The organism is Chryseobacterium contaminans (genome assembly GCF_001684955.1).
Classification (GTDB): Bacteria; Bacteroidota; Bacteroidia; order Flavobacteriales; family Weeksellaceae; genus Chryseobacterium; species Chryseobacterium contaminans.
In genome coordinates this window covers 1-11,124 of sequence record NZ_MAYF01000029.1, presented here as the reverse complement: position 1 = coordinate 11,124, position 11,124 = coordinate 1, and the positions used below count along the sequence as shown (strand labels likewise).

At 37.4% G+C, this 11,124-nt stretch carries 12 protein-coding genes; 9 read left to right on the top strand and 3 right to left on the bottom strand.

The window, feature by feature from the left end; all coding sequences use genetic code 11:
- The coding region (locus BBH99_RS03170; protein ID WP_123872972.1) for a tetratricopeptide repeat protein at positions 1-1,630 on the top strand (1,630 nt) is incomplete at its 5' end.
- Positions 1,631-2,022: 392 nt separating this feature from the next.
- Here the strand turns inward: BBH99_RS03170 and BBH99_RS03165 are convergent.
- The 3 genes from BBH99_RS03165 to pruA all read right to left on the bottom strand — a co-directional run bounded on the left by BBH99_RS03165 (position 2,023) and on the right by pruA (position 5,026).
- Positions 2,023-2,232 carry a hypothetical protein gene (locus BBH99_RS03165; protein WP_066691900.1) on the bottom strand — a complete coding sequence of 70 codons (210 nt, stop codon included), beginning with the start codon at positions 2,230-2,232 and terminating at the stop codon, positions 2,023-2,025.
- A gap of 535 nt (positions 2,233-2,767) precedes the next feature.
- On the bottom strand, positions 2,768-2,977 hold the full coding sequence (locus BBH99_RS03160) for a cytochrome C551 (protein ID WP_066691897.1): 210 nt from the start codon (positions 2,975-2,977) through the stop codon (positions 2,768-2,770).
- 423 nt (positions 2,978-3,400) lie between these two features.
- The gene (gene pruA, locus BBH99_RS03155; RefSeq protein WP_066691894.1) at positions 3,401-5,026 is read right to left on the bottom strand and encodes an L-glutamate gamma-semialdehyde dehydrogenase; all 1,626 of its coding nucleotides are present in this window, start codon (positions 5,024-5,026) and stop codon (positions 3,401-3,403) included.
- Positions 5,027-5,436: 410 nt separating this feature from the next.
- Between pruA and BBH99_RS03150 the strand changes: the two genes are divergently transcribed.
- The 8 genes from BBH99_RS03150 (at position 5,437) to ureG (ending at position 11,091) form a co-directional block, all read left to right on the top strand.
- The gene (locus BBH99_RS03150; RefSeq protein ID WP_066691891.1) at positions 5,437-5,802 is read left to right on the top strand and encodes a hypothetical protein; all 366 of its coding nucleotides are present in this window, start codon (positions 5,437-5,439) and stop codon (positions 5,800-5,802) included.
- Between the two features lie 155 nt (positions 5,803-5,957).
- On the top strand, positions 5,958-6,260 hold the full coding sequence (ureA, locus tag BBH99_RS03145; RefSeq protein WP_045499458.1) for an urease subunit gamma: 303 nt from the start codon (positions 5,958-5,960) through the stop codon (positions 6,258-6,260).
- A 12-nt stretch (positions 6,261-6,272) separates the two neighbouring features.
- Positions 6,273-6,641 carry an urease subunit beta gene (ureB, locus tag BBH99_RS03140; RefSeq protein WP_066691888.1) on the top strand — a complete coding sequence of 123 codons (369 nt, stop codon included), beginning with the start codon at positions 6,273-6,275 and terminating at the stop codon, positions 6,639-6,641.
- Between the two features lies 1 nt (position 6,642).
- Positions 6,643-8,364: an urease subunit alpha gene (gene ureC, locus BBH99_RS03135; protein WP_066691886.1), complete on the top strand. Its 1,722-nt coding sequence runs from the start codon at positions 6,643-6,645 to the stop codon at positions 8,362-8,364.
- A 113-nt stretch (positions 8,365-8,477) separates the two neighbouring features.
- A complete protein-coding gene (locus tag BBH99_RS03130) occupies positions 8,478-9,128 on the top strand; it encodes a hypothetical protein (RefSeq protein WP_066691883.1) in 651 nt (216 codons plus the stop codon).
- Entirely contained in the window at positions 9,118-9,627 is a 510-nt protein-coding gene (gene ureE, locus BBH99_RS03125; RefSeq protein WP_066691880.1) for an urease accessory protein UreE, read from the top strand. Before BBH99_RS03130 ends, ureE begins: the two co-directional genes overlap by 11 nt.
- Before the next feature lie 4 nt (positions 9,628-9,631).
- Positions 9,632-10,321: an urease accessory protein UreF gene (locus tag BBH99_RS03120; protein WP_066691904.1), complete on the top strand. Its 690-nt coding sequence runs from the start codon at positions 9,632-9,634 to the stop codon at positions 10,319-10,321.
- A gap of 131 nt (positions 10,322-10,452) precedes the next feature.
- Positions 10,453-11,091 (top strand): urease accessory protein UreG, encoded by a 639-nt coding sequence (gene ureG / locus BBH99_RS03115; protein ID WP_047094673.1) that lies wholly within the window; start codon positions 10,453-10,455, stop codon positions 11,089-11,091.
- The last annotated feature ends 33 nt before the right edge of the window (positions 11,092-11,124 follow it).

Below are 11,124 nucleotides of genomic sequence, written 5' to 3'. Positions count from 1 at the left end.
TTTTATGTCTAATAATCTATTGAAACTTTTGTTCTTGCTGGTAACAGCAATCTTCATATCTGCCCAGAAAAAAAACGATTTCGATCAAGCATGCGAAAGGACTTCCACTATTACAGCTTATAAAGACTTACCTAAAGCAATTAAAACTGCTGATTCCCTTTATATGGTTGCACAGCAACCATTAGAGAAAGTGAAAAGCCTCATGCTTTCTTCAGAACTTTACCACCACGGGGGAGATCTTAAAAAAGCGATCTGTTATAGTGAAAATGCCCATTCATTAATTGAACAGGTGGATGACAAAGAATGGATGGCCCGTGTATGCAAACTATTAGCGAAACAATATAGACAGGTAGGGTTATACGAAAGAGCTAAAAAATATATTGCGAAAGGGCTTGGAGCTTCCAAACAAATCCCCGATTTCCAGAAAAGGAATGAAGCCGAAGGAATATTGAATCAGGAAATGGCTTTTTATGAAATGGAAGTGGGAAACTATGTCAACGCCATACAATACATAGAATTTTCTCTAAAGAATTTTGAAAAGATAAACAGCCATAACGAAGACAGAACTGAGGCCGCTTCCTATCAGTTGTTGGGAGATGTTTATTTTAAACTTAATGATTATGCCGTTTCTGAAAATTATTACAGGAAAGCAGAAGGTCTATTAAAGGAAGGAAGCTGTACATTGGGATTGGTTTATAATGGACTGGGAGGAATCCGCGTAAAGCAGAAAAACTGGGAAGATGCGGAGATATATCTGAAAAAGGCCGAGAAAATTGCCGATACAACCAGAAGCCTGAAACTTAAAAAAGCTGTTTATTCCAATATCAATGATTATTATGAGGGGATAGGAGATAATTTTAAAGCCTCTTTATATGCTGTTAAATATATGAGAGCCTATGACAGTATAGCAGCCCGTAATCAGGGGTTTTCCGGAAAAACTAAGGATACTGTAAATAAAACCAGCAAAGGAAATAGGGCGGAAAATGTAGCTAAAAATGCAGCTATTATTATATTGTTTGTTTCGCTAGTAGGTATACTTATCTTTTTCAGAACAAGACAGAAAAGACAGTTTACTAAGCTGAGAAATATTATAAGAACTCAAATGAATGTGGCTAATGGCTATAAGGGGTCTCTATTAAGGCAACCTGTAAATTCAGAGTTTTCAAATATATCGGTAGAAGAAATAGACGAGAAAGATTCTGAAGCAGACCGAAAGAGAAATGATTCTTTAATGACTTCCGAAACCGAAACCAAGCTGCTTGAACTTCTTGATGAGTTTGAAAAAGGCAATCTCTATAACAATAAAGGAATGTCACTTTCATTTTTAGCCGGAGAGCTGAATACCAATACCAAGTATCTTTCTTATGTCATTAATCAGCATAAAAGCTCAGACTTTAAAACTTATATCAACAGGTTGAGGATTAACTATATTGTAGATAAACTTATTAATGATGAAAAGTACAGACAATACAAGATCAGTATCCTTGCTGATGAATGCGGCTTTTCCTCCCACAGTAAATTTGCTGCAGTATTCAAAGCGGTTACAGACTTCTCTCCATCAGCTTATATTAAATATCTTGATGCTGAAAATCAAGTAGATAAAAATGTTCATTTTCGTGAAAATACCTAAAAATAAATAATTTTATAGATTCTGTCTTGTCATTTTCACGAAAATGGATAACCTATTGTTTTCTGTAACACTGCTCCTGGTATATCTTTGCGGCAGTGTTACGGGAATGACTACAATCATATTACAACTTATCTATTTTATTTTTGCAGGAATTGTATTTTTTCTGAAATAAAATAAGACTCCCTTATAACAAGCCAAACCATGAAACTTTAGATATGGAACACGTGTATATTTTGTTTTCATAAAATAGCCACGGTTCCTGTTTTTATCTATAAAAAAGAATATTCAGATTAGAATATGATTATACAACATAATCGGGGTTGATTGCCCGGTTTTTTTTCAGTCAAGTTTTTTTAAGTGCAAATCCACAGATATTCTGTGGATTTGCTATTTTATTTGGTATGGTTACGGTCTGTTTTAACTTTTGAAGTATCCGGAGTTGCTGGTACCGGCTCAGAATTAGCCACGGCAGAATCTCCCATTCTGTTTCTTAAAGAATCTTTGTTGTGAGCCTCCTTAAACTCCTCTCTTTTTTCTTTGTTTTGAGCACAGCTTCCAAGGAAAAAAAGTCCAAGGACTGCTCCTATCCATAATTTTTTCATAATAATACCTTTTTATGGTTGGTGTTAATCAAATATAATGATTTTATAGATAAAAGATAAAAGATAAAAGATAAAAGATAAAAGATAAAAGATAAAAGATAAAAGATAAAAGATAAAAGATCTTGTCGCTAAATCTCTTTTATCCATCCGGATGTCAAACATCAAGGAATTTTCCCTGTTTTTAATTTTTCATTAGATTTTGGTTAATAATGGTTTGGATTCGTACAGAATGACAAGTACAACACTTTATCTATCCCTACACTTTGTCATTCCGAAGAATCTCTATAAAGCTATTAGAAATAAATTGAAAGATAATGGATCTGAACGTTAAACAATTATTATGCGTTCGGACATCAACATCAATAGGGGCGGGCTTTAGCCCGCTCTCATATAATCAACATTCATCTGGCTTTAGCCAAAACCTGTTTTTTCATCCAATAAGCCAATTAAAGTATTTATCCTTGAGCCTACATCAAAAAAAATCTGCAGTACTTTCAACTGCAGATTTTCCATTTTAAATTAAACGTATATAATACTATTTGGCAGGAGGTGTTGCCATAGAATCCTTTTTCATCTTAATGCTGTCCGGATTCGTCATTTTTGTAGTCATTGTGTCTGTAGTAATAGGTGATGCAGCCCGTGTATTAGCTGAATCACTTTTATTGGTAGACATTGATGACTCCTTGGTTCCACAGCTCACTGCAAATAATCCTATGCCGATGGCTGTTAGCAATAACTTTTTCATATAATTTTATTTTGGGTGTGATAATGAAAAAACAACTATTATTCCTAACAAGGCTAGAGAAGTCGTAAAATATAGGTAAAGTTTGTTAAAAGATGTTAGGTAGGTTGGAGTGGCAGGGTTTGAGAGCGTTAGAGTATTAGAGTATTAGAGTATTAGAGTATTAGAGTATTAGAGTATTAGAGTATTAGAGTATTAGAGTATTAGAGTATTAGAGTATTAGAGTATTAGAGTGGGGGACGAATTAAGTCCTTTAACATAACAGCTATAAATTATAATCAACCTTAAACCTTAAACTTTGAATCTTTTTATCTTGAATTCTCGCACACCATAACACCGTATAAAAAAGCCCCGAAACCGAAATTCCGAGGCTATATTGAAAGAACAGGCAACAATTACTTATTACCTATTACTCATTACTTATAATTACCCTAGGTATGGATATTTGTAATCTTTTGGAGAAACAAAAGTTTCTTTCACACTTCTTACAGACGTCCATCTAAGAAGGTTCATTTTAGAACCTGCTTTATCGTTAGTTCCTGAAGCTCTACCACCACCGAAAGGCTGCTGACCTACTACGGCACCAGTTGGCTTATCGTTGATGTAGAAGTTACCAGATGCGTTTTCTAAAGCTTTGTAAGCTTCAGCAATGGCATAACGGTCTTGAGAGAATACAGAACCAGTTAATGAATAAGGAGAAGAAGAATCAACTAATTTAAGAGTCTCTTTCCAGTCTGCATCTTCGTAAACAAATACAGATAAGATTGGGCCGAAGATCTCTTCTACCATACTTTCGTATTGAGGATTTGTAGTTTCAATAACTGTTGGGTGTACGAACCATCCTTTAGAATCATCACATGTTCCACCGATTGCTACTGTAGCCTCAGAGGACTCGTTAGCTCTGGTGATATATCCTTTACATTTTTCGAAAGAATTTTTATCGATTACAGCGTTTACGAAGTTAGATGGATCTTCAGGAGAACCGATTTTAATAGTCGCCATCTGAGCTTCCATTACTTTTTTCACATCAGCCCAAAGAGATTTAGGAATGTAAGCTCTTGAAGCTGCAGAACATTTCTGTCCCTGGTATTCAAAAGCACCTCTTACTAAAGCAGTAGCTACTGCTTCTACGTTAGCAGATGGGTGAGCGATTACGAAATCTTTACCACCAGTTTCTCCAACGATTCTTGGATACGTTCTGTAGTTGTGGATATTGTCACCGATCATTTTCCACATTCCCTGGAATACTTTCGTAGAACCTGTGAAGTGAAGACCTGCGAAATCTTTGTGAGCTAATACTTTCTCAGCAGTTTCCTTACCATCTGTAAAGATCATGTTGATAACCCCGGCAGGAAGACCAGCCTCAATTAAAACATCCATGATTACTTTTGCAGAATACACCTGCTTATCAGAAGGCTTCCATACCACAACGTTTCCTAACATGGCCATACAGGTAGGAAGGTTTCCTGAAATTGCTGTAAAGTTGAATGGAGTTACTGCAAAGCAGAATCCTTCAAGTGGTCTGTACTCTACACGGTTCCAGATTCCGTTGTCAGAAACCGGCTGCTCAGAATACATTTCAGTCATGAACTCTACGTTGAATCTTAAGAAGTCGATGAACTCACAAGCAGAATCAATTTCAGCCTGGTGTACATTTTTAGACTGTCCGATCATTGTAGCTGCATTAATTACATCTCTGTAAGGACCAGCTAAAAGATCAGCTGCCTTTAAGAAAATTGCTGCACGCTGTTCCCAACCTAGTGCATTCCATGCATCTTTAGCTGCCAATGCCGCGTTGATAGCGTCATCCACATGCTGCATACCACCTTGGTAATAAAATCCGAAGTCGTGAGCGTGATCCTGAGGAGACTGAAGCTGTACTTTTGTATCCGTTTTTACTTCCTTTCCATTGATAACCATTGGAATTTCCACCTTCTCAGCCCACATCTTTTTATAAGTGTCGATAAGGCTTTTAACTTCCGGAGATCCCGGTTCATAAGAATTTACCGGCTCATTTACCGCTAATGGTACTTGCGAAATTGCTTTTGACATATTACGTTTTATTATTTTTATTAAAATTAAATAAGTATGTGTATACAAATTTACGATAATTATAAGGAAAGAAAAAAATCTCATATGTTTTTATGAAATAACCTTAATAATCCGGTAATTGTTAATATAAAACGTTTTTAGAGGTTTAAATTTTAAAAATATTTAATGTATTTATTCAATCCTTTATATAGAAGGAAAGTATGTAATGATTTGTGTAATGATGGGAATGGGGACAATAAAATGTTTGTCATAGTTCGTGATCTGTCTTTAAGTACTGTAAATAAAGGATTTATAAAGAAATGTTAAATTTAGATAAAATTGTGTTTGTTGCGATTTTGAACATTTTAAATAATCTTTTTGATAGCCTGTTTTTTAAGATTACTCTAATTTTACACCATTATTAATCAGGTATGAAAAAAAGAGTCATATTTTTCTCTTTTGTATTGTTTTTCTCCGCTTTATGTGCAGGTCTTTTAGCACATAAGGGGAAAACTGAATCGTACGCTGATCTCTTATCAAAAATTCATCTCCTTCAGCAAAAATCGGATCAGCAGACCCAGCCTGAAATCTATAGTTTTTCAGATGCACAGGATGTGCAGGATTCCAATGACTGGGAGAAAGTAAAATTTGATTATTCAATACTTGCTCAGCAGTGGCTCAACTATTTCTTTGCCAAGTATACCTTTAATACTCCGGTTGCGGCCGTTCAAAACCGTATTTATATTACAGCACCAAGGTATATTCTGTACCATGCCCTGCAGATAGCGGGCTGCTAATCCCGTTTTTATAATTTTAATGATTCGTTATGATCTGTATTCTATAATACGGGTCCATAAGCATCATTTCCCCTTTTTACATTTTTGAACCTATCTATTTGTCTTTTCAGAAAGGCGAACAGGATATCGTTTGTCTAATTTTAAATAAAAATACTATGCACTTAACACCGAGAGAAACGGAGAAGCTTATGCTATTTCTGGCAGGAGAACTCGCTCTAAAAAGAAAGGCAAGAGGCCTTAAATTAAACTATCCAGAATCCATTGCATTAATCAGTCACTTCTTACTTGAAGGCGCAAGGGACGGAAAAAAAGTAGCTGAACTGATGCAGGAAGGCGCTAATCTTTTAACAAAAGATGATGTGATGCCTGGCGTGGCAGAAATGATCCACGATGTTCAGATTGAAGCTACATTCCCTGATGGGACTAAGCTGGTAACCGTACACAACCCAATCCGTTAATTCCTATTTATCATGATACCAGGAGAAATTTTTGTAAAAGAAGGCACTATTATCTGTAACGAAGGCAGAGAAACTGTCAAAATCAAAGTAACTAATACAGGAGACCGTCCTATCCAGGTAGGTTCACACTTTCACTTTTTTGAAGTAAACAAGGCAATGAGTTTTGACCGTGAAAAGGCTTTCGGAAAAAGACTGAATATTGTGGCAAGTACAGCCGTTCGTTTCGAGCCAGGAGAAGAAAAAGAAGTGGAGTTGGTAGAAATAGGAGGCACCAAAAAAGCAATGGGCTTCAATAATCTTGTTGATGGACAGGTAGATTCTGAAGATCAGAAAAAAGCAAGCCTTGCAAAAGTTGAAGAGTTAAACTTTAAAAATCAGTAAGATGAGCTTAAACGTAGACAGAAAACAATACGCAAATATATTAGGTCCTACAGCCGGAGATAAAATCAGACTTGGGGACACTGAAATCATCATTGAAATCGAAAAAGATTTCACCCATTACGGAGACGAAGCCGTTTTCGGAGGTGGAAAAACCGTACGTGATGGTATGGGGCAGAACGTAACAGCTAAAAGGGACGAAGGGGTTCTTGATCTTTGTATCACAGGAGCTGTAATCATCGATCACTGGGGAATTGTAAAAGGTGATATCGGGATTAAAGATGGTAAAATCGTAGGAATCGGTAAAGCAGGTAACCCTGATACCATGGATGGAGTATCTCCGAATATGATCATCGGCGCTTCTACTGAAGTTCACGGTGGAAAAGGATATATTGTTACTGCCGGTGGGATTGATACTCACATTCACTACATCTGTCCGCAACAAATTGAAACTTCTCTATACAGCGGTATTACTACCATGATTGGAGGGGGAACAGGTCCTAACGACGGAACGAATGCAACAACAGTAACTCCGGGGAAATTCAACATGCAGAAAATGCTTGAAGCAGCAGAAGAATATCCAATGAACTTAGGGTTCTTCGGAAAAGGAAACTGTTCAGCAGAAGAGCCTATCGAAGAGCAGGTAGAAGCCGGAGCTTTAGGAGTAAAAATCCACGAAGACTGGGGAGCAACACCTGCAACCATTGATGCCGCTTTAAAAGTAGCCGATAAATATGACGTTCAGGTAGCCATCCACACCGATACTTTAAATGAAGGAGGATTCCTGGAAGATACAATGAGAGCGATCAACGGTAGAGTAATCCACACTTTCCACACAGAAGGAGCAGGTGGAGGTCACGCGCCTGACATCATCAAAGCAGCGATGTATCCAAACGTATTACCGGCTTCTACAAACCCTACACGTCCTTACACTGTCAATACAATCGATGAGCACTTGGATATGCTGATGGTTTGCCACCATTTAAGCAAAAATATTCCTGAGGATGTGGCATTTGCAGATTCTCGTATCCGTCCTGAAACCATTGCAGCAGAAGATATCCTTCACGATATGGGCGTTTTCAGTATCATGAGTTCAGATTCTCAGGCAATGGGTAGACCAGGGGAAGTGATTACAAGAACCTGGCAAACGGCAAGCAAAATGAAGGAGCAGAGAGGTGATTTAGCTGAAGATAAAGATAGCGGAAACGATAACTACCGTGCCAAAAGATATGTGGCTAAATATACCATCAACCCGGCAATTGCACACGGTATTTCAGAATATGTAGGGTCTGTGGAAGAAGGAAAGTTAGCGGATTTGGTAATCTGGAAACCAGCATTATTCGGTGTAAAACCTGAAATGATTGTAAAAGGAGGATTTGTAATCGCTGCTAAAATGGGTGATCCTAACGCTTCTATTCCAACACCGCAGCCAATCATTTACAGAAATATGTTTGGGGCTCACGGAAAAGCTAAGTTTGGTACTTGTGCGAACTTCGTTTCTCAAATTTCCATAGATAACGGAACTATCGCTTCTTACGGTTTAGAAAAAATGATCCTTCCGGTGAAAAACTGTAGAAATATTGGTAAAAAAGACCTTATCCACAATGATAAGACTCCTTTAATTGAAGTGAACCCTGAAAACTATAAAGTAACGGTAGATGGTGAGTACATCACTTGTGAACCGGCAGAAACACTTCCTTTAACACAGTTGTATTACTTGTTCTAAGATAAACCTTATGAATAAAACCTAACAGGTTTCAAAAAACCTGTTAGGTTTATTTAACAGCAAAAAAGATTTATCAGACCCTATTTTAAAACAATTATAGAACTACGTTTAGAATGAAATATTTAAATAAAACAGTTTTTTCTCTTGCTGTAGCCGGAATGTCTTTACTGTCCGGCAATGTAAGTGCTCAGTTTTTAGGAGGACACAGGCTGAAGAGTGATGAAGACGGACCAAAAGGACAATTTATGATGTATGGTTCATTGGATTACTCAAAAGTGACTACTCCAACAAACAGCAGCAGTACCGTTTCCAGTGCACCGCTTGGAGTAGGGTATTTTATCAATAATAATGACCTGATCGGGGTTAATTATGCTTACACTCAAAATTCTGTTAATCATAGTGTTGTATACAAACAAAATGAAGCCGGAATTTGGTATAGCCCGTCATTAATGTTGGGGAAATACTTTGTATTGATCGGGCAGGTGGATGCACACTACGTTTGGGGACAGCAGCAGGCTACTACAGCTGATGCGATGCAGAATTTTAACGGATTCCGTCTTCGTGCGTATCCTTTGATTGGAATCTTATTAGGTGGAGGCTGGGCTTTGAAATTCAAGTTTGCAGAACTTTCTATGCTTCAGACTAAAACTAAAGAAGAAGGTTGGACAAAGAGTTACGTAGCAGGGCTAAGTGGTTCAACATTCGGAGTAGGCATTTCTAAAAACTTTGACTTCAGAAAAAAATCGGCTAAAGATGATAATTAATCAAACCATAGGCAATCTCACCGAAAATCCTACAGAAAAGAATATCGATTATCTGGATCTGGAATGGTTTGAAACCACGAAAAGAATCCAGCGCAAAAGAACCAGAAATGGGGTAGACATTGCCATCAAATTTCTAAAAGAAGGACAGCGTTTACGCGAAGGTGATATTCTTTTTGAGGATGCAGAAAAAGTAATCGCGATCAATGTGCTGGAAACAGAGGCGATCGTCATGGTTCCCGGATCTTTACTGGAAATGGGAACAGTATGCTATGAAATCGGAAACAAACATATTCCGCTTTTTATTCAGGATGATAAAGTACTTCTTCCGTTTGAAATGCCCATGTTCAGATGGCTTGAAGCAAGCGGTTTTAAACCGGAAAAACAATCCGTAAAACTGCTTAATCTTCTAAAATCGAATGTAGAACCTCATGGACACGGAAGTCTTGGCTCTACAATTTTCACTAAAATCTTAAAAATGGCCGCTCCAAAAGATGAATAATTCTATGAACATCAATTTTTTATCAGGACTGCTTCATTTGGCAGATCCTACACTTCCCATCGGTGGTTATACCCATTCCAACGGACTTGAAACATATGTGCAGGAAAGGATTGTTCATAATGTAGAAACTGCAAAAGAATTTGTACAGAACATGCTTCAGTACAACCTTAAATTCAATGATGGGGCTTTCGTAAAACTGGCTTATAAGGCAGCAGAAAAGGGAGATTTACAAGCGCTTTTGGATCTTGATAATGAGTGTAATGCTATAAAATGTCCGAAAGAAATCCGCCAGGCCAGCCAGAAATTAGGCTTAAGACTGATCAAGATCTTTAAAAGAAGAGAAAACTTCCCTTTTATGGAAGAATTTGAAAAGGCGATTCGAAATAAAGAAGCCAATTCTCATTACTGTATCGTATTTGGAGTCTATGCTTATTTGATGAAAATCCCTTTATACGAAGCATTGTTAGGATTTTATTACACCTCAGTTGCCGGAATGATTACTAATGCTGTAAAGCTGGTGCCTCTGGGACAATTGGACGGACAAGACATCTTATTCGCTTTATATCCAGTAATGGAAAAAACCGTTTGGGAAACCATGGAACTGGAGAGAGACCTGGTAGGGCTTTGTAATACAGCCTTTGACATCCGTTGTATGCAGCACGAAAGGTTGTATTCAAGACTTTATATGTCCTAAAAGAGACAAAAGGGCAAAATGGAAATAATCTTTGCTGGGTGAAACACCCTTCCAATCTCAAAATATTCGTACTCAAAAAATCTTAGCGCTCTCAGCGTTAAAAAAATAAAACAAAGTAAAATTTAAACAAAATGGAAAACAGAAAATATATAAAAGTAGGAGTTGCAGGCCCTGTAGGATCAGGAAAAACCGCATTATTGGAACGTTTAAGCAGAAAATTATTCGGGACTTATGATCTTGGAGTAATTACCAATGATATCTATACAAAAGAAGATGCCGAATTTATGGCTAAAAACAGTCTTCTTCCTCATGACAGAATTATCGGAGTAGAAACAGGAGGATGCCCTCACACAGCCATTCGTGAAGATGCCAGTATGAACCTTGAAGCAGTAGATGAGCTGGCAGCACGTTTCCCTGAAATTGAACTGGTGCTTATTGAAAGTGGAGGTGACAACCTTTCAGCGACATTCAGCCCGGACCTTGCAGATGTTACCATCTTCATTATTGACGTTGCGGAAGGAGAGAAAATTCCAAGAAAAGGAGGTCCTGGTATCACAAGATCAGACTTATTGATCATCAATAAAATTGACCTTGCCCCTTATGTTGGAGCCAGCCTTGAAGTGATGGAGAACGATGCCAGAAGAATGAGAAAAGGAAATCCTTTTGTTTTCACCAACCTTAAAACAGATGAAGGATTGGATAAAGTAATTGGCTGGATCAAGAAATATGCTCTTTTAGAAGAAATTGAAGAACCGAACCTAGTAAGATAAATGGACAGTCGTTTAAAAATTATTGCAGGATTT

Excerpts from the sequence above, each read along its gene's own strand:
- ureG (WP_047094673.1), top strand. The coding sequence starts at position 10,453 with ATGGAAAACAGAAAATATATAAAAGTAGGAGTTGCAGGCCCTGTAGGA.
- pruA (WP_066691894.1), bottom strand. The coding sequence starts at position 5,026 with ATGTCAAAAGCAATTTCGCAAGTACCATTAGCGGTAAATGAGCCGGTA.
- BBH99_RS03160 (WP_066691897.1), bottom strand. The coding sequence starts at position 2,977 with ATGAAAAAGTTATTGCTAACAGCCATCGGCATAGGATTATTTGCAGTG.
- ureE (WP_066691880.1), top strand. The coding sequence starts at position 9,118 with ATGATAATTAATCAAACCATAGGCAATCTCACCGAAAATCCTACAGAA.
- BBH99_RS03150 (WP_066691891.1), top strand. The coding sequence starts at position 5,437 with ATGAAAAAAAGAGTCATATTTTTCTCTTTTGTATTGTTTTTCTCCGCT.
- BBH99_RS03130 (WP_066691883.1), top strand. The coding sequence starts at position 8,478 with ATGAAATATTTAAATAAAACAGTTTTTTCTCTTGCTGTAGCCGGAATG.
- ureA (WP_045499458.1), top strand. The coding sequence starts at position 5,958 with ATGCACTTAACACCGAGAGAAACGGAGAAGCTTATGCTATTTCTGGCA.
- BBH99_RS03165 (WP_066691900.1), bottom strand. The coding sequence starts at position 2,232 with ATGAAAAAATTATGGATAGGAGCAGTCCTTGGACTTTTTTTCCTTGGA.
- ureC (WP_066691886.1), top strand. The coding sequence starts at position 6,643 with ATGAGCTTAAACGTAGACAGAAAACAATACGCAAATATATTAGGTCCT.
- ureB (WP_066691888.1), top strand. The coding sequence starts at position 6,273 with ATGATACCAGGAGAAATTTTTGTAAAAGAAGGCACTATTATCTGTAAC.
- BBH99_RS03120 (WP_066691904.1), top strand. The coding sequence starts at position 9,632 with ATGAACATCAATTTTTTATCAGGACTGCTTCATTTGGCAGATCCTACA.